Annotated in this window: 17 protein-coding genes; 2 read left to right on the top strand and 15 right to left on the bottom strand. The window is 65.8% G+C overall.

Features of this window, described 5'->3' with window-relative positions; all coding sequences use genetic code 11:
• Nucleotides 1-54: 54 nt before the first annotated feature.
• From AAIL68_RS14920 to AAIL68_RS14875, 10 genes are all read right to left on the bottom strand, one after another.
• Complete coding sequence (locus AAIL68_RS14920) at nucleotides 55-1,746, bottom strand: alpha/beta-hydrolase family protein (RefSeq protein ID WP_347140541.1); 1,692 nt, start codon at nucleotides 1,744-1,746, stop codon at nucleotides 55-57.
• Nucleotides 1,747-1,937: 191 nt separating this feature from the next.
• Nucleotides 1,938-2,687, bottom strand: coding sequence for a fumarylacetoacetate hydrolase family protein (locus AAIL68_RS14915; RefSeq protein WP_347140540.1), 750 nt, complete (start codon nucleotides 2,685-2,687; stop codon nucleotides 1,938-1,940).
• Nucleotides 2,684-3,622: a sugar kinase gene (locus AAIL68_RS14910; RefSeq protein WP_347140539.1), complete on the bottom strand. Its 939-nt coding sequence runs from the start codon at nucleotides 3,620-3,622 to the stop codon at nucleotides 2,684-2,686. The genes AAIL68_RS14915 and AAIL68_RS14910 overlap by 4 nt, the downstream gene beginning before the upstream one ends.
• Nucleotide 3,623: 1 nt before the next feature.
• The gene (locus AAIL68_RS14905; RefSeq protein ID WP_347140538.1) at nucleotides 3,624-4,544 is read right to left on the bottom strand and encodes a 2-hydroxyacid dehydrogenase; all 921 of its coding nucleotides are present in this window, start codon (nucleotides 4,542-4,544) and stop codon (nucleotides 3,624-3,626) included.
• Nucleotides 4,541-5,275, bottom strand: coding sequence for an amino acid ABC transporter ATP-binding protein (locus tag AAIL68_RS14900; protein ID WP_347140537.1), 735 nt, complete (start codon nucleotides 5,273-5,275; stop codon nucleotides 4,541-4,543). The genes AAIL68_RS14905 and AAIL68_RS14900 overlap by 4 nt, the downstream gene beginning before the upstream one ends.
• 53 nt (nucleotides 5,276-5,328) lie before the next feature.
• Nucleotides 5,329-6,126: a transporter substrate-binding domain-containing protein gene (locus AAIL68_RS14895; RefSeq protein ID WP_347140536.1), complete on the bottom strand. Its 798-nt coding sequence runs from the start codon at nucleotides 6,124-6,126 to the stop codon at nucleotides 5,329-5,331.
• A gap of 19 nt (nucleotides 6,127-6,145) precedes the next feature.
• Nucleotides 6,146-6,799: an amino acid ABC transporter permease gene (locus AAIL68_RS14890; RefSeq protein ID WP_347140549.1), complete on the bottom strand. Its 654-nt coding sequence runs from the start codon at nucleotides 6,797-6,799 to the stop codon at nucleotides 6,146-6,148.
• 4 nt (nucleotides 6,800-6,803) lie between these two features.
• Nucleotides 6,804-7,472: an amino acid ABC transporter permease gene (locus AAIL68_RS14885; protein WP_347140535.1), complete on the bottom strand. Its 669-nt coding sequence runs from the start codon at nucleotides 7,470-7,472 to the stop codon at nucleotides 6,804-6,806.
• A 66-nt stretch (nucleotides 7,473-7,538) separates the two neighbouring features.
• On the bottom strand, nucleotides 7,539-8,546 hold the full coding sequence (locus AAIL68_RS14880) for a LacI family DNA-binding transcriptional regulator (RefSeq protein WP_347140534.1): 1,008 nt from the start codon (nucleotides 8,544-8,546) through the stop codon (nucleotides 7,539-7,541).
• Nucleotides 8,547-8,699: 153 nt separating this feature from the next.
• Complete coding sequence (locus AAIL68_RS14875; protein ID WP_347140533.1) at nucleotides 8,700-9,635, bottom strand: LysR family transcriptional regulator; 936 nt, start codon at nucleotides 9,633-9,635, stop codon at nucleotides 8,700-8,702.
• Between the two features lie 105 nt (nucleotides 9,636-9,740).
• On the opposite strand from AAIL68_RS14875, the gene AAIL68_RS14870 reads away from it, so the two are divergent.
• Nucleotides 9,741-10,922: an MFS transporter gene (locus AAIL68_RS14870; protein WP_347140532.1), complete on the top strand. Its 1,182-nt coding sequence runs from the start codon at nucleotides 9,741-9,743 to the stop codon at nucleotides 10,920-10,922.
• 12 nt (nucleotides 10,923-10,934) lie between these two features.
• Nucleotides 10,935-11,762: an aldo/keto reductase gene (locus tag AAIL68_RS14865; protein ID WP_347140531.1), complete on the top strand. Its 828-nt coding sequence runs from the start codon at nucleotides 10,935-10,937 to the stop codon at nucleotides 11,760-11,762.
• A 133-nt stretch (nucleotides 11,763-11,895) separates the two neighbouring features.
• Here the strand turns inward: AAIL68_RS14865 and repC are convergent, their stop codons facing one another.
• From repC to AAIL68_RS14840, 5 genes are all read right to left on the bottom strand, one after another.
• Complete coding sequence (repC, locus tag AAIL68_RS14860) at nucleotides 11,896-13,074, bottom strand: plasmid replication protein RepC (protein ID WP_347140530.1); 1,179 nt, start codon at nucleotides 13,072-13,074, stop codon at nucleotides 11,896-11,898.
• A gap of 177 nt (nucleotides 13,075-13,251) precedes the next feature.
• Nucleotides 13,252-14,214 (bottom strand): plasmid partitioning protein RepB, encoded by a 963-nt coding sequence (repB, locus tag AAIL68_RS14855; RefSeq protein ID WP_347140529.1) that lies wholly within the window; start codon nucleotides 14,212-14,214, stop codon nucleotides 13,252-13,254.
• Nucleotides 14,211-15,413: a plasmid partitioning protein RepA gene (gene repA / locus AAIL68_RS14850; RefSeq protein ID WP_347140548.1), complete on the bottom strand. Its 1,203-nt coding sequence runs from the start codon at nucleotides 15,411-15,413 to the stop codon at nucleotides 14,211-14,213. Before repA ends, repB begins: the two co-directional genes overlap by 4 nt.
• Nucleotides 15,414-15,519: 106 nt before the next feature.
• Complete coding sequence (locus tag AAIL68_RS14845; protein ID WP_347140528.1) at nucleotides 15,520-15,864, bottom strand: type II toxin-antitoxin system RelE/ParE family toxin; 345 nt, start codon at nucleotides 15,862-15,864, stop codon at nucleotides 15,520-15,522.
• Nucleotides 15,854-16,129: a type II toxin-antitoxin system ParD family antitoxin gene (locus AAIL68_RS14840; protein ID WP_347140527.1), complete on the bottom strand. Its 276-nt coding sequence runs from the start codon at nucleotides 16,127-16,129 to the stop codon at nucleotides 15,854-15,856. Before AAIL68_RS14840 ends, AAIL68_RS14845 begins: the two co-directional genes overlap by 11 nt.
• Nucleotides 16,130-16,717: the final 588 nt, after the last annotated feature.

Here is a 16,717-nt window from a genome sequence, read left to right as displayed (position 1 = left end):
TTGGTCGCTGGCCTTCGCCTTGACGACCCGCCACTGTCCCGGCCAGAGATCCCCTCAGCCGTCGGCTGCCTGCCTCTGCAGCGCCAGGAGATGCGCACGCAGGCGCTCAAGTCCCTGCCGGTCCCATCCTTCGGGCTGCGTGACGGCCATCCAGGGGGCCACATGGTCCGTATAGGCGTAAAGATGCCCGTGTCCCATCGGGACATGCAGCGACACCGCCATGTCGAAGGCCAGTTGCAGAAAGCTGACGATCGGATACCATCGCAATTCGGGCGACACGTCCGGGCCGCGCGGCGCATTCATCCAGTCGGGACGGCGCAGCAGCGATCCGGCGCTGAAGAACACGACAGGGTCGCTGGCATATTGCAGATAGACGATGCGGATCCCGCCCCAGACATCGCCCGCCGACAGCCCCTGCCGCCCGTCGGTGAAACGCACCGTCTGGCCCTGGTCCATGCGCGGCAGCCACTCGGGCGAGGCCGGGTCGCGTTCGCGCGTCAGGGTCTGCCACAGCGGGCTGACAAAGGGCGGGCCGACCCACAGCGCGCCCGCGAAAGGCTGGTCGATCATCTCGTAAAGGCGCAGGGATTGCTGGGAACTGTAGGCGCCGAGGCTGAGGCCGTAGAGGTAAAGCTTGGGCCGCGCCTCGGGCGGGAGGGTCAGCCAATGGCGGCGCACGGCGCTGAACAGCGCGCGCCCGGCCTCGGCCGAATATTCCGGCTCGACCAGCAGCGAGATCCAGCTTTGCAGGTATGAATATTGCAACGCCACCGTCGCCACGTCGCCGCGATGGAGGTATTCCAGCGTGGTCATCGCGGCCGGGTCCAGCCAGCCGGTGCCGGTGGGCATGGCGACCACCAGGATCGACCGGCCGAAGCCGCCGATCCGGTCCAGCTCGGCCACGGCCAGGGCGGCGCGTTCGTCAGCCGTTTCGGCGGCGTTCAGGCCGACATAGGTGCGCAGGGGTTGCAGGGCCGGGCCGCCGGTGACGGCGGCGATATCGCCCGCCATGGGGGTGGCGGCGATGTAGTTGCGCCCCTCGCGGCCCAGATCCTCCCAAGCCACAAGGGATGCGGGGCTGCCGGTGCGCAGGGGATCGGCGGGCGGCTGGATGTCGGGCGGGATCACCGCGTCAAGGGCACGGGCCGATGTGTCGGCGGTGCGGATGAAGCCGCTGATCAGCACGCCATTGGCCAGCGACCACAACAGCAACCCACCGACGATCAGGCCCAGCAGATGGGCGGCACGGCGCGGCACCACGCGTTCGATCCGCTGGGTCAGGCGGCGCAGGAACAGGGCGACCAGCTTGCTCAGCGTCAGCAGGACCGCAGCCACAGCCAGCGCGTAGGTGCCGATCATCAACGGCAGTTCGGGGGGCGCGGGCTCCATTCCCATGACGGTGCGGATCGAATTCTGCCAGTCCGCCGCCCGCCACAGGAACGAGGCGACGATCACTGCCGCGACGCTGGTCGAGGCCAGCAGAAGGCGGCGGCCCAGCCTGCCCCGGATCAGCGGCAGGTCCAGCGTGACCCAGATCCAGCGCAGCAGCACCGCGACGCCATAGCCTGCCGCAAAGCAGATCCCGGCAAGCACCCCCTGCACGCCCTCGCTTCGCGGGATCAGGCTGGGCGTCAGCGACGCCGCCATGAACAGCGCCCCCAGGACCAGGCCCACGCCCGATATCGTCTCGGCCAGGCGCTTGAGCGTGCCCGGTCGGTCGGCAGAGGAGGCGGTCACATCCTGCATGGCGCGATCAGGGCTGATGCGGTCAGCCGCGTCAATCGGAAATTCCCGCAGGGATCGGCATCAGCGGGCCGGTGTCCGGCACCGGATTGCGGGCCAGAAGGCGATGATTGCCATCGGGGGCCGTGGCGGAGCCAGGGACATCATTGCGGCACACCGGCGCGGCGCCGGGACATGGCTGGCGCGGATCCCCGTCAGCCCGGGACCGAAGGGACAAGGTTCACCGCCACCCCTGCCCCGCCCGCGCTTGCCCGCGCACTGCCTGCATTGTTCAGCGGCAGCGGGCCGATCCTTGCGCCGGTGATGATCACGTCGCCCTTGCGCAAGGGCATGTCCTGCCCGGCCGCATGGCCTGCCAGCCAGGACAGGAAAGACAGCGCGTCATCCAGGCTTTGCAGGGTCTCGGGCGCCTGGACCGGCTGATCGTCCAGCCACAGGCGGATGCCCAGCAAGCCCGCCAAGGCATCACGCCAATTGTCCAGGGCATCCCCCAGCACGATGCCGCCTGAACTGAAGGCGTCGGCCATGGCCTCCAGCGGATGCACCGCCCTTCGGTCCGCAAAGCGCGAGGCAACGATCTCGAAGCACAGCCGGACCTCTCCGATGGCGGCCATGGCCCCGGCCGGGCCGGCGCCGGGGTGCAGGTCGGCCCCCAGGATCAGCGCGGTTTCGACCTCGATGCAGGCGTCTTGCGGAAGGGCCGCCAGCGTGCTGCCCGAGGCCGCGACAAGCCTGCCGGGCAGCGCGGCGGCGTGCCGGTCCTGCCCGGCCAGCAGCGCCATCTTCCACGCCCCGCCGCCCAGATCCCGGATCACGGCGCGCTGCACCGCATAGGCGGCGGCGGTATCCGGCGGCGATACAGGCAGGCCCGCCGGACGAGGGCCGCCACCCCAGACCTGCAACAGCGCGCGGGCCGCCGCTGCGGCGTCGAAAGCGTCGGTCATGGATGGGTTTCCGTCAGGTCCAGATCGGGCATCGCAGCCTTGGGAATGATCGCGCCCGGATGGGTCACGACCACGGCGGCCAGACGCGCGGCGACTGCGATGGCCCGCCCCGGGGGCAGGCCCGCCAGGCGCGCGGCCAGCAGGCCTGCGTTGAAGCTGTCGCCTGCGCCCGTGGTATCCAGAGCGGTGATGGCCGGGGGCAGCTCATGGCGATGGACCACGTCCCCGCCCGCCGCGCAGCGCAGCACCGCGGCGCCGCCCGTGGTCAGGATGATCTCTGCCTGCCCCATCCGCCGCAAGGCCGCGATGGCCGAGGCGGGATCGGCGCAGCCGAAGCATTCGGCCATGTCGTCGAATGACGGCAGCAGCAGCGATGCGGTCCCGGCCGCGCGCCCGATCACCTGCCGCGCCGTCGCGGCGTCGGGCCACAGGGCGGGGCGGTAATTGGTGTCGAACACCACGCTGGCCCCCTGCGCCCGCCGTTCCTGCAATGACCCGAGCAGCGCTTCGCGCCCCTCGGGGTGCAGCACCGCCAGCGCAACCGCCGACAGGAACAGGGTATCCGCCTTGTCCAGCGCCGCGTGGTCGGCGGGGTCGCGGAACATGTCGCGGAACGGCGACTGGTCGCGCCAATAGGCGAAACTGCGTTCCCCGGTGGGATCAGTAGCAATGAAGCTAAGGCCGGGCCGCCCGCCCGCCCTTTCCGCCAGAAAGGCCGTGTCCACCCCCTCGGCCTCGATCTGGCTGCGGAGCCATCGGCTGTGGGGGTCGTCGCCAAGGCAGGACAGATAGCCGACGGTTCCCGGCGCGGTCAGCCGCGCCAGATAGACCGCCGTGTTCAGCGTGTCGCCCCCTGCCCGCCTGTCGAAGGTCGATGGCGCATCGGCGCGCGCGGTGAATTCGATCAGCGGCTCGCCTATGGACAGGACGCGCATCCTAAGCCTCGTAGGGGGTGGGCAGAGGCTTGCCCGCGAAATGGGCCGCCAGGTTGTCCAGCACCAGTTGCGCCATCGCCCGCCGCGCCTGAACGGTGGCCGACCCGATATGCGGCGTCAGCACGCAGTTCGGCGCATCCAGCAGGGGCTGGGGCACGTCCGGCTCATCGTCGAACACGTCCAGTCCGGCCCCGGCGATCGCGCCCGACCGCAAGGCCTCCGCCAGCGCCGCCGCATCCACGACCGGTCCGCGGGCGACGTTCACGACGATCCCCTGTGGGCCAAGGGCGGCCAGAACCTCGGCGCCGACCAAGCCGCGCGTCTCGGCGCCACCGGCCGCCGTCACGAACAACAGCTCGCAATCCCGCGCCAGGCTGAGCGCGTCGGGGCGGAAGCTGTCGGGCGCATCGGGTCTTTGCCGCCGGGCCGTATAGCTGACCTCCATCCCCATCCCGCGCAGCAGGTCGGCCAGCCGCCGCCCGATCCGGCCATATCCCAGGATCCCCGCCCGCCGTTCAAGGACCGAGGTTCCAAGCCCCAGCTTGCCCCCCCTGCCCCAGTCGCCCGCGCGGACGAAGCGGTCGCCCTGGACAACCTGCCGGCCTGCGGCAAGGGCCAGCGCCAGCGCCATTTCCGCCACCGCCAGCGACAGGACATCCGGCGTCGTGGTCACGATGATGCCGCGCCGCGCGGCCTCGGCCAGATCGACGGCATCGACGCCGACGCCGTTCACCGCGATCAGCCGCAGCGCGGGCAGGCGTTCCATCTGCGCGGCGGACAGGCCGACATTGCCCGCCGTCACCACGGCCTCGACATCGGCGGCCCCGCCGATGTCGCGCAGGACGTGATAGTCCTCCTCCAGCCGCCGGGCCATGTCCTGCGGCTTCAGGTCGGCAAGCGACAGGATGCGGGGCCGGGTCATGCGATCTGCCCCAGGAAGTTGCGCAGGCGTTCGTTCTTCGGGTTGCCGAAGAACTCGTCCGGGGCGCCCTGTTCGACGATCACGCCCTTGTCCATGAAGATCACCCGGTCGGCGACGGCGCGGGCGAATTCCATCTCGTGCGTGACGCAGAGCATGGTCATTCCCTCGCGCGCAAGGTCGATCATCGTGTCCAGAACCTCCTTGACCATTTCCGGGTCAAGGGCCGAGGTGGGTTCGTCGAAGAGCATGATCCGAGGCTTCATGCACAGCGCGCGGGCGATGGCCACGCGCTGCTGCTGGCCGCCCGAAAGCTGCGCGGGATACTTGTCGGCCTGTTCGGGGATCCTGACGCGTTCCAGGTAGTGCCGCGCGGTCGCCTCGGCCTCGGCGCGCGGGATCCTGCGCGTCTTCATGGGCGACAGGACGCAGTTTTCCAGCACGGTCATGTGCGGGAACAGGTTGAAGTTCTGGAACACCATGCCGACATCCTGGCGCACCTTGGCGACATTGCCGCCGCCCGCCGTCAGCTCGACCCCGTCCACGACGATGGTGCCCGACTGGATCGCCTCAAGCTGGTTGATCGTGCGGATCAGCGTGGACTTGCCGGACCCGGACGGGCCGCAGATGACGATGCGTTCGCCCCGTCGCACCGTCAGGTCGATATCGACCAGGGCGTGAAATCCGCCATAGTACTTGTTGACGGCGCGCATGATGACGGCGTCTTCGGTCATGATCCTGCTCCCTGCAAGAAACTGCCCGGCCACCGGGACCGGGCTGCCCCCGTTTATTCGGCGCTCTTGACGAAGTCCGGCAGCGGCTCGCCCAGCCATTTCTGGTGGATTTCGTCCAACGTGCCATCGGTGCGGGCGGTCTGGACAAAGGCGTTCACCTTTTCCAGCAGCGCATCCGATCCCGGTGCGACCGCGATGCCCTGCACCTGGCTGGACAGGTCGAACTTCTTGTCGAACTTGCCGGCCGCGACCTTGTCCACCTGCAGGAACACGACGTTCGACAGCCCGATCAGCGACACCTGCCCCGACAGCAGCGCCTGCACCGCGCTGGCATCGTCGTCGAACCGGCGGATTTCCGTGCCCTCGGGCGCGACCTCGGTCACGCCGGTGTCCTGGGTCGAGGCGCGGGCGACGGCGATGGTCTGTCCCGCCAGATCGGCAGGCTCCGTGACATCCGTGCCGGTGGCCCCGTAGACCGCGATGCTGATGCCCGCATAAGGGGTTGAGAAATCGACCTTCTGGGCGCGTTCCTCGGTAATGCCCAAGGATGCGACAAGCACGTCCACCTGGCCCGACAGCAGATAGGGGATCCGGTTCGGCCCCGTCACGGGGACGATCTGCGCCTGGACGCCCAGCGATTCCGCCAGGGCCTTGGCCACGTCGGCGTCATAGCCGTCCGGCTTGCCCGAGGCGTCCTGGATGCCGAAGGGCGGGAAATCGACCAGCATGCCGATCTTGATGGTTCCGGCGCTTTCGATCGCGGCCAGATCGGCGGCGGCTGACGGCCCGGCAAGACCGATCGCCAGCGTGGATGCGGCAAGGGCGGTGAACAGGCGACGGTTGAGCTTCATGGTTTCTCCTCCTTGAAATTCAGCGGGTAACGGCAAGGCGCATCCGCGCCTCCAGCCTGCGGGCCATCAGCGACAGGGGCCAGCACAGGACGAAATACAGCACGGCCACGGTCCCGAAGACCAGGAACGGCCTGAAGGTGGCGTTGTTGATGATCTGGCCGGCGCGCGTCAGTTCGGTAAAGCCGATGATCGAGGCCAGCGAGGTGCCCTTGATCAGCTGCACCAGGAAGCCGACCGTCGGCGCCGTCGCGATCCGCATCGCCTGCGGCAGCACGACATGCCGCATCCGGTGGGGATAGGACAGCGCCAGCGCGGTCGCGGCCTCGGTCTGGCCGCCGGGCACGGCCTCGATGCTGCCGCGCCAGATTTCGCCCAGATAGGCGCTGGCGTGCAGGGTCAGCGCGACGGCGGCGGCCAGCAGCGGGTCGATCGGCAGGCCGATGACCGCCAACCCGAAATAGACCAGGAAAAGCTGCATCAGCAGCGGCGTGCCCTGGAACACCTGGATGAACCCGGCAGAGACGTGGCGCAGCGCCTTGCTGGCCGAGGTGCGCGCCAGCGCGATCAGCAGCCCGCCCAGGGCACCGCCCAGAAAGGCCACCGCCGACAGGATCAGCGTCCAGCGGACGGCCAGGACGATGAACATCACATCGGCGGACGAGAATTCGCGGATCATGTCAGCGGCTCGCAGGATAGGTGAAGAACAGGCGGCGGATCGCGCCGAACAGCGTCGAAAACCCAAGCGCCAGCAGGAAATACATCACCGTCAGGACCAGATAGATCTCGAAGCTGGCGAAGGTACGCGCGTTCAGGTCGGCCCCTGCCGAGGCAAGGTCATTGGCCGAGATCACCGACACCACGCTGGAGGTCAGCATCAGGTAGATGAACTGGCTGGTCAGCGCCGGATAGATGTTGCGCAGCGCGGGCACCACGACGACATATCGGAAGATGTTGAGCGAACTGAGGCCAAGCGCGCGCCCGGCCTCGATCTGGCCCTTGGGGATCGACTCGATGCCGGCGCGGATGATCTCGGTCCCATAGGCGCCGACATTGACCACCAGGGCCACCAGTGCGGCGGTGTTCGGCGCCATCGAGATGCCCACGGCGGGCAGGCCGAAAAAGATGAAGAATATCTGGATCAGGAACGGGGTGTTGCGGATGACCTCGACATAGACATCCACCAACCAGCGCAGCGGCCGCAGGCCCGAGGTCTTGGCGACCGCGCCCAGCAGCGACACGACCAGGCCAAGGATCATCGCCAAAAACGACAGCCGCACCGTCAGCCATGCGCCATGGAGCAGCAGGTCGAGGTTCTCGAAGACAGGCCCGAAATTGAACTGATACATCTGCCCTCCCGTGCGGATGCGTCTTGTTCCCTATTTAGAACGATCTAAAATCAAAACGCGCCTGTGTCAAACCTTTTGTGGGCTGCTGTCCCTGACGATCAGGCGGGGGGCGACGATGGCGCGTTCGGGGGGGGCACCGGCGTCGGCCAGCCTGCGGGACAGAAGACGGGCGGCCCTGCGCCCGATGCCGGGGGGATCCATGGCAACGCTGGTCAGGGGCGGATAGGTCAGTTCCGCCAGCGGCAGATCGTCCAGTCCGACCACCGCCAGATCGCGCCCAGGCTCGCAGCCCGCGCGGCGCAGCCCGGCCATCAGTCCCGCAGCAAGCACGTCGTTGAAGCACAGCACCGCATCGGGGCGCGTGTCCAGGGCCAGGATCCGGGCCGCCGACTGCGCCGCGCCTTCCCAAGTCAGGTCGGCCTCGACAATCCCCGCGTCCCCTGCCCCGGTTTCAGCCAGCGCCCGCGCAAAGCCCGCCAGCCGCTCCTCTCGTGCCGAGGTTCGGGCGGTGACCGACAGAAAGGCCACGCGCCTGCGTCCCTGTTCGACCAGATGCCGCATCGCCAGCCCGACCGCCGCGATGTAATCCGCCCCTGCGAAATCGGTGGGCGGCCCGATCTCGCGCAGGGCCTGCACCACCGCCATCCCCCACCCGGCGATCCGGCCCGGCAGTTCCAGTCCCGTGCCCACGGCGGGGCACAGGATGATCCCATCGACCCCGTGTCCGCGGAACCGCTGCAGGATCTCCTCCTGCCGCCACGGATCGTCGTGGCTGTTGGCCAGCAGGACGACCCGGTCGTCCTGGGCCATCACCTCCTCGACGCCCGAAAGGAATTCCGTGAAAAACGAATTCACCAGATTGGGCACGACGACGCCCACCGTGCGGCTGGAATTGTTGCGCAACCGCGCCGCGCCGATGTCGCGGACATAGTCCATTTCCGCCATGATCCGCTCGACCCTCTCGCGGGTATGTTCGGCGACCAAGGGCGATTTCCGCACGACAAGGGACACCGTTGCGCGCGACACACCGGCGGCCTGCGCAATCTCCTCCAAGGTCACCCGTTTTCGCTGCATCCCCGCCTCCTGTGTGGCATGCGTTATGGGGCCGTGGTGAGGTCTTCTGTCAAGCACAGGATGGACCGCAACCACAGGATCGGGCATTCATGATTGCATTCGGGCGGGCAGCAACTGCCGGGGTCGCGCGCGCGGCTTTACGGCGGCTGCGCATCAGCCACGCTCATCCTGCCATGGCTCCCGCTCCTTCCCTGGCATCCTTTTCCCGATATTTGCCTGCAGGTAATCGACAAAGGCCCTGATGCGGGTGGCCAGGTGCGGATGACCCGCAAAGACGGCGTGGATGGTTTCCGGCTCGGGGTCGGCGAAGTCTGGCAGAACCTCGACCAGCCGGCCCTTGGCAATATCCCCGGCAATGACCGCGTCGCCCGACCACATCAGGCCCAGCCCGGCAAGGCAGGCTTGCCGCAGGATCGTTCCGTCGCTGGCCGCCAGGGGGCCGCGAACCGGCTGCAGGATGCGCTCGCCGGTCCGGGGATCATGGAAGGGCCATTCGGGCGCCATGAAGTTGTAGCGCAGGCAGGCATGTCCTTCGAGATCCGCCGGAACGCGGGGAATGCCCCTTCGCGCCAGGTAATCCGGGCTTGCCACCACCACCCGCCGCATGGCCGCCAGCCGCCGCGCCTTCAGCGCCGATGATTTGAGCCGCCCTGACCGCAGCGCGATATCCGTGCGTTCCTGCCAAAGATCGACCACCGCATCGCTCAGCGTCAGGTCCAGCTCGACCTGGGGGTAAGCCTCCAGGAACCCCGGCACCAGGGGCACGACCACCATGGCGCCGAAGCCCACCGTGGCGCTGACGCGCAGCAGACCGCGCGGCGTGCGGGCGCGCTGCGCGATGCGGCCTTCCATGTCCTCCAGCTGGTCCAGCAGGGCGCGCGCCTCGGCCAGATAGGCCTCGCCTTCGGGGGTGGGCGTCAGGCTGCGGGTCGAGCGGACCAGCAGCCGCACCCGCAGCCGATCCTCCAGCCGGGTGACGGCGCGGCTTACGGCCGAGGGGGTCTGCCCAAGCTGCCGCGCCGCCGCCGAGAAGCTTCCGGTCGCGATGACGCGTGTGAAGACCTCCATGTCCGCCAGCCGGTTGTCCATGCGCCACCTTTGCGTCCCATGCACAAGCATTTCGCCATTCGGTAGGATTATCAAGGGACCAAACCGGGGACATCTCCACACCGACCAAAGAAGAAGGAAACCTCCGTGCCCCCTGCCCTTCGCGCGCTGACGATCGCGGCCTATGCGATCGGCACGACCGAGTTCGTGATCGTCGGCTTGCTGCCCACGGTCGCAAGCGACCTTTCCATCGACCTGCCGCTGGCCGGCCTGATCGTCAGCGTCTATGCGCTTGGCGTGACCTTCGGAGCGCCGGTCCTGACCGCGCTGACGGCGCGGCTGCCTCGCAAGCCCCTGCTGCTGGGCCTCATGGGCCTGTTCATCCTGGGCAACGCGGTCGCCGCGCTCAGCCCGTCCTATGCGGCCCTGCTGGTCGGGCGCGTGCTGTCGGCCTTTGCCCATGGCGTGTTCTTCTCGGTCGGGGCGACGATTGCCGCCAGCCTTGTCGCGCCCGACAAGCGCGCCTCGGCCATTGCCATGATGTTCATGGGCCTGACCCTGGCCATCGTGACGGGCGTTCCGCTGGGCACGCTGATCGGCCAGGCCTTCGGCTGGCGCGCGACCTTCTGGGCCGTCAGCCTGCTGGGGACGATTGCCCTAGCCGGGATCGCGCTGCTGCTGCCTTCCACCATCGCGCGGCCTGCCGCCGCGCCGCTGAAGGACCAGCTTGGATTCCTGACCAGCGGACGGCTGCTGCTGGTCTATGCGATGACTGCGCTTGGCTATGGCGGCACCTTCGTGACCTTCACCTATCTGGCTGTCATCCTGGAACGCATCACCGGCTTTGCCGCAGGCACGATCAGCCTGATCCTGGTGCTCTATGGTCTGGCCATCGCAGCGGGCAACCTGCTGGGCGGACGCATCGCCAACCATGATCCGGCGCGCGCGCTGATCCGGCTGTTCGCGCTGCAGGCGGTCGTCCTGGTGCTGTTCACCTTCACCGCGCCCCATCCGGTGCTGGCACTCGCGACCCTGACGACCCTGGGCTTCCTGTCCTTCGCCAATGTGCCGGGGCTGCAGCTTTACGTCGTGCAGCTGGCGCAGGCCGAACGGCCCGGTTCCGTGGATGTCGCCTCGGCCTTCAACATCGCCGCCTTCAACCTGGGGATCGCGCTTGGCGCCTGGATCGGCGGCATCGTCGTCGCCTCGCCGCTGGGCCTGGGTGCTACGCCCTGGGTCGGCGGGCTGCTGGCCGCCGGTGCCCTGATCCTGACCCTGCGCAGCGCGGCACTGGACCGCGCCCGCCCGCAGGCCATACTTGCTGCTTGAAAGGAGACCATCATGCACAACGTCACCGCCAACGGGGCCAGCATCCCCGCGCTTGGCTTCGGCACCTTCCGCATGGACGACCGCGAGGTTGCCGATGTTCTGCCGCAGGCCCTGCGGTTGGGCTTCCGCCATGTCGATACCGCCCAGATCTATGGCAACGAGGCCGCCGTGGGTGCCGCCATCGCCGCCTCGGGCATTGCGCGCGCCGACATCTTCCTGACCACGAAGGTCTGGGTGGACAAATTCGCCCCCGCCGATTTCATCCCTTCGGTCGAGGACAGCCTGCGCCGGCTTGGCACCGACCATGTCGATCTTCTGCTGCTGCACTGGCCCGGCGGCAGCGATGTTCCGCGCGCGGTGCAGATCGAAGGCCTGAACAAGGCTCGTGCCGCGGGGATGACGCGTCATATCGGCATCTCGAACTATTCCTCGGCCCAGATGCGCGAAGCGGCTGCGATCAGCGAGGCCTCGCTGGTGACCAATCAGGTCGAATACCACCCCTGGCTGGACCAGACTGCGGTCTTGGGCGCCGCGCGTGACCTGGGCATGTCCGTGACCGGCTATTACGCGATGGCCGACGGCAAATCCGCCACCGACCTGACCCTGGCCGAGATCGGCGCCCGCCATGGCAAGACGGCCGCGCAGGTGGCCCTGCGGTGGCAGGTGCAGCAGCCCGGCGTCGTCACGCTGAACAAGACCGCCAAGACACAGCGCCTGCCCGAAAACCTCGCCATCTTCGACTTCGAGTTGAGCGATGAGGAGATGGCTGCGATCCATGCCTTGGCTGAAGCCCACGGTCGCATCGTCAACCCGAAGGGGCTGGCGCCGACGTGGGATTGATGGCCTGAAAGGCAAACCCTGCCTGTCTGGCCAGACCTGAAGCAGGCTACACCCGCTTCAGGTCTCTGCGTTGTCGGCAGCAGCATGAAGTACCTGAGATTGCACAGGTCAGACAAAACCCTGCCACACACGGCTAGCAGTTCACAGCTGTGAACTCGGGTCCGGTCCGACGCGCAAGCGCTGCTATCATCCCCTCAATCGAGAACTGGCCAGCCTCTGCCCTGGAGGCAAGGGCTTGCAGATAGGCTCCTGGCGAACGTATCTGCGAAAACCTTTGCAGGATCGCCGCAAGCGCTGCTGCTGCGCTGGCTACGCCCATCTCCTGTTTCGCCCGGGACCAGACAGATGGCTCGATACCCATCAGGGGGCGAACCTGTTCTGCGGCATGGATCAGACTGGGCCAATCGTTGATGTCATGGCTGCTGAATTGGGCGATGTCGGAGCAAGCGGACATCAGGCCCGCCAAGGTCAAGCTTTCGGGTTGGCCGGAACGTGGAGAGCAAACACCCTTTTCTTCGATGCATTCAGATTCAGAGTCTTCTTTATCTGATCTCTGATGGTGCTGCTCATTTTGGTCGTTCTTGATGCTCGGATCGTCTGTTTGGCACCCAGGGATGCCAGCCTGTATATCCTGAAGGACAGCGGCGAATTCAGAGCGCAAGGCAGACAGTTCCGCCACGCCAAGCCGTCGGCGAAGGGTTCGTGCTGCAAAAGCCACAAGGTCGCGATACTGGCCGCTGCGGGGCAGGGCGCCTCCTTGGGTTTCGGCCAGGTCAAGAAGGCCGATCACGTCGCGCCGCATCAGGCTGATGTCGCCGCGCAGATCTGCGATCATCGCGGCAGTGTCACGCGCCCGCTGGGCCGCTGCCCGAATTTCACCGGCACGCTGCGATAAGGGTGACAGGTCAAAGCCGAAGCGCTGTTCGCCAAAGGCGCTACGGCGCATGTAACGCTTTCCGTTTGGACTGTCGTTACGCAGGATCAGGCCGGCCTCCACAAGCCGGGCAAGATGGCGTCGCATGGTCGAACAGGCCATTCCGTTTAGCCGTTCGCAGATGGTCGCGTTCGATGGGTAAACGATCAATCGTGCAGGATCGTCCAGATCATTGCCGGGATAGAAGCTGATAAGCGCCTGCAGGACCGTCAGGTCACGATCCGAGACACCAAAGGCTTCGCGTCCGGTCACAAGGTCGCGCAAGATGGCCCACTTGCTGACACTTTCACCCGGCGCGGGCTGCATCAGCGTCGCGTGACGGTGAATGCGGACAGCATCCATCGGTCGCCGGAACGGCGTTATGGCATGGTAAGTCATTATCCGTTCACGAAGACAAAGAAATCCCGCGCTGCAAATCACATAGGGACTTGCAGAGACTTCCAACGGCGATTACCTTTAATGTGCTACGATCAAAGGGTCTCGTAAGGTTTCATGCTTTGCGGGACCTTTTCTTTGGCTGGGTCGTGCCTCCTTGCTGTTATACCTGTCTCGTCCTCAGCCGCGCTTCTGCCAGCGGGCGTGAAGTTCCTCGATTGCGCCGGCTGCTTCGGACTGCAGCCATTCTGCGAATTTCATGTCCTCGGTCCTGATCTCCAGCCGGACTCCAGTTTTGGTTCTGACGACCTTGCCGACGGGCCTGCCATTGATCGTCAGCGTGCTCGAATTCCCGGATGCCGTGCGGGGCAGGGTGGTCATCTTTCGTAAACGCCGGGTTACCGCATCGAACGCTGCAACCGAAGGATCGGCAACATCTGGATCGGTCTGGGCCCTGACCTTGGCTGCAAGCTCGACCAGTTCCCTGCGGTCCGCGCCAGCCTCGGCCAGTGCGGTGGCGAGCGCCTCCCAACGGGGACGGCCGGTGCCATGGGCAGGGCCGATAGCCAAAGCAAGATCCGGGCCGACATTGCGGACAATGGTCAGCGCCATGGAAATTGCCGACTTCGTGACGTTCAGGATATCGGCGATCTGGGCCTGGCTGCCGAATCCGCTTTCGATCAGTTGCCGGGCAAACATCGCGCGTTCGATGAAGCTCAGCTCACGGCGGGCGGTATTCTCGGACGCCTGCGCGCGAATGGCGGCGCTGTCATCCATCGAGGCGATCATTGCGCGGATCTTGGTGACATGGTCCGATCCGCGCACGGCCTCCAGACGCCTGCGTCCATAGACCAGCAGATAGCGTTCCGGGTCCGAGGGATCCCGCCGAACCAGGATGGGCACGGTCTGCCCCACCGCTTCGATAGAGGCGCGAAGGTCCGCCACGTCCTGCGGGTCCATCCGGTCGGCCGCCCGATCGTCGATGATCTGATCCGGATCCAGTTCCCAGATCCGGTGGCCGTCCACAGCATCCCGCGCCGAACGCAGCGCGCGATTGTTCGACATCATCGATGGGGGCGCACCGGCCGCACCCTGGGCCAGATTGTCCAGCATCGACATCCGACGCTTCTTGCTGTCACTCATTTGCGCCCCCAGGTCTGCTGGATCAGTTGCGCAATTTCGTCGTTGACCGCGTTCAGGCTTTCGATCGCGCGATCATAGGTGGACCTCGTGAAGGCCGAGCGCTCGACCTCGTACAAGGTCTGCTTCGTCAGCCCCGCATCCGAGATGGCCGTTGATTTCAACATCGGCGCGTTCAGCACCTTGTCTCCGTACATCGTGCGCAGAAAGGCCACGATCCGGTTCTGGGGGGCGTCCGTCGGCTCGTAACGGGTCAGCAGATAGCGCATCCAGTCATGCGACATGTCCGCGCCGCTTTCCGCAATCACGTCCATCAGGTCGGCCGTCATCCGCAGGAACTGGCTCATGGACATGACATCCAGCATTTCCGGGTGGATCGTGACCAGAACGCCCGTCGCGGCCGACAGGGCCGACATCGTCAGAAAGCCCAGTTGCGGCGGACAGTCGATGACCACGACATCGTAATCGGGATCGACCTGCGCCAAGGCCTCCTTGACACGGAAAAAGAACAGCCCGGCATTGCCCTGCGCCAGGGCCCTGGGCGTTTCATGCTCGAATTCCATCAGTTCCAGGTTGCCGGGGATCAGATCCAGATTCGGCAGATAGGTCTTGCGGATCACCTCGCGGATCGGGGCAGGGTCTTCATAGCGGATCGCGTCGTAAAGCGTCCCGCCGTCCCGAAGGTCATATTCCGGCTGCACCCCGTGCAAGGCCGTCATGGATGCCTGCGGATCGAGATCGATGGCCAGCACGCGATAGCCCTTCAAGGCCAGCCGTTGCGCCAGATGGGCCGAGGTTGTCGTCTTGCCGGACCCGCCCTTGAAGTTCATCACCCCGATGATCTGCAGCTTGTCGCCAGGCTGGCGGCCAGGCAGATAATCCCCGGCGTTCCGCGCCGTCTTTTCCAGCATCTCTCGCAGTTCCTGGATGTCCTGCACGGAATACATGCGGCGGTTGCCCGCCGTCATCTCGGGCGAGGGGCCCTTGCCGTCCAGGTGCAGTTTCCGCAGATAGCTGTCGTTCACGTCCAGAAGCGCGGCGGCCTCGCCCGAGGTGAACTTGCGCATGGCCTTGTGGGCGTCTGGCGGAAACAGGTTTTCACGCTGCGCATGCAACTGGCTGGCCAGCCATTCGGAATGTTGCCGAATGACCGTGTTCAGGTTTTCCTGATCCGGTTCTCTGCCTGCTCTTTGCTCCCGCATCACCGTGTTCACGAATTTTGCCGTTTTGCCGCGCATTTTCGTGACTATGAGCGAGAATCGTTATTCTTGGCAAGCAGAATCCCGGATCGTCGGGCAGGGCGCCTGCTTATTCCTGTCCCAGCAAGCGGATCAACATCCGCCGATGCTGATCCTGCGCCCCAAAGAAGACAGCCAGAACACGCACCACCTGCTCTGTGGCATCCACCGTGAACCAGAAGGTCGCACTTCCCAGCGTCAGTTGCCGCAGGCCCGCCATCAGATCATCATGCGGGCTTCCGCGCTTCGGAGCCGTGGCGATGCGTGTCGCATCGTCAAGTATTCCGGCCAGCCTGACTTCCGCGCGGTCCAACGCCTCGGTACGGCTTTCGCCAAACGCCATGTAGCTGTCGACGAGATGGTCGAAGATCAGGATAAAATCGCGTTCGGCCTCGGCTGCAAACTCAATCCGCATCACGATCTGCGCGGCGACGTGCTTTTGTCATGCCATCAAGACGACTGCGCATCGTTGCCGCATCGATGAAAGTGCCCTTGGCCCGCTCCTCCAGCAAGGCCCTCAACGCAGCCCGCTCGGCCATTTCGTCTTCGGATTTCTGACGCAGCAACTCCAACCCGTGCTGCACGACGGCGCTGACAGAAGGGAACCTGCCGTCCCTGACCTGCGCGCGGGCAAAGGCATGCTGCTCGGAACTGAGGGAAATCGAAGATTTAACAGTCATGGCAATCTCCTTATGCAAGGATAGTATGACTGGGTGCTACCTGCGTCAAGCGGGTGTGAGGGAGAGGTGTAATACAAAGTCGGCCAATCCTATTGCGCATGTGTTCAAGCCTTGCAGTTGGGCAATGGCCAGGGTGTTATCGATCTTTTCCATCCGCCACAGCAGCATCCTGGGATGACGACATCCTTTCCCGTTGCCGCGGAGGTGCGCTCGCGCACCGGCCAGGTTGGGATCAACCTAGCCTGTGTCAGCGGCAATCGCTTCGGTAAACCCGCGAGGTGGCGGATCGCAAGGTGCGTCATACACATTCGTGGGATGCGGGGAAACGGCCGTTTAAAGATGATTTATCATCAATCTTCTCCGAAGTCGGAGTGGGCAAAGACGCAGCGTTTCCACGCAATGCTGCTGTCCGCAGGTGTCCCAGTCCCTAGGTCCTCTCGCAGGCAGTCTGCCTAGGCCAGAAGCTCTTTCTTGGTAAAAAGGTGCTACTTGAAATGACAATAGAGTAAACCGCAGTAGCGTCCAAAATAGCGGGTGTGAGGACTGATAGCTAGTTATCATTGATCATGAGTAGGGTAGGGGAGCGGG

Source organism: Paracoccus sp. SSK6, assembly GCF_039770665.1.
GTDB lineage: Bacteria > Pseudomonadota > Alphaproteobacteria > Rhodobacterales > Rhodobacteraceae > Paracoccus.
The sequence above is the reverse complement of the archived record's forward strand: the minus strand, read 5'-3'. Positions and strand labels throughout refer to the sequence as shown.

Coding starts and splice junctions, on each gene's coding strand:
- AAIL68_RS14920 (WP_347140541.1), bottom strand. CDS start 1,746: ATGCAGGATGTGACCGCCTCCTCTGCCGACCGACCGGGCACGCTCAAG.
- AAIL68_RS14915 (WP_347140540.1), bottom strand. CDS start 2,687: ATGACCGACGCTTTCGACGCCGCAGCGGCGGCCCGCGCGCTGTTGCAG.
- AAIL68_RS14910 (WP_347140539.1), bottom strand. CDS start 3,622: ATGCGCGTCCTGTCCATAGGCGAGCCGCTGATCGAATTCACCGCGCGC.
- AAIL68_RS14905 (WP_347140538.1), bottom strand. CDS start 4,544: ATGACCCGGCCCCGCATCCTGTCGCTTGCCGACCTGAAGCCGCAGGAC.
- AAIL68_RS14900 (WP_347140537.1), bottom strand. CDS start 5,275: ATGACCGAAGACGCCGTCATCATGCGCGCCGTCAACAAGTACTATGGC.
- AAIL68_RS14895 (WP_347140536.1), bottom strand. CDS start 6,126: ATGAAGCTCAACCGTCGCCTGTTCACCGCCCTTGCCGCATCCACGCTG.
- AAIL68_RS14885 (WP_347140535.1), bottom strand. CDS start 7,472: ATGTATCAGTTCAATTTCGGGCCTGTCTTCGAGAACCTCGACCTGCTG.
- AAIL68_RS14880 (WP_347140534.1), bottom strand. CDS start 8,546: ATGCAGCGAAAACGGGTGACCTTGGAGGAGATTGCGCAGGCCGCCGGT.
- AAIL68_RS14875 (WP_347140533.1), bottom strand. CDS start 9,635: ATGGACAACCGGCTGGCGGACATGGAGGTCTTCACACGCGTCATCGCG.
- AAIL68_RS14865 (WP_347140531.1), top strand. CDS start 10,935: ATGCACAACGTCACCGCCAACGGGGCCAGCATCCCCGCGCTTGGCTTC.
- repC (WP_347140530.1), bottom strand. CDS start 13,074: ATGACTTACCATGCCATAACGCCGTTCCGGCGACCGATGGATGCTGTC.
- repB (WP_347140529.1), bottom strand. CDS start 14,214: ATGAGTGACAGCAAGAAGCGTCGGATGTCGATGCTGGACAATCTGGCC.
- repA (WP_347140548.1), bottom strand. CDS start 15,413: ATGCGGGAGCAAAGAGCAGGCAGAGAACCGGATCAGGAAAACCTGAAC.
- AAIL68_RS14845 (WP_347140528.1), bottom strand. CDS start 15,864: ATGCGGATTGAGTTTGCAGCCGAGGCCGAACGCGATTTTATCCTGATC.
- AAIL68_RS14840 (WP_347140527.1), bottom strand. CDS start 16,129: ATGACTGTTAAATCTTCGATTTCCCTCAGTTCCGAGCAGCATGCCTTT.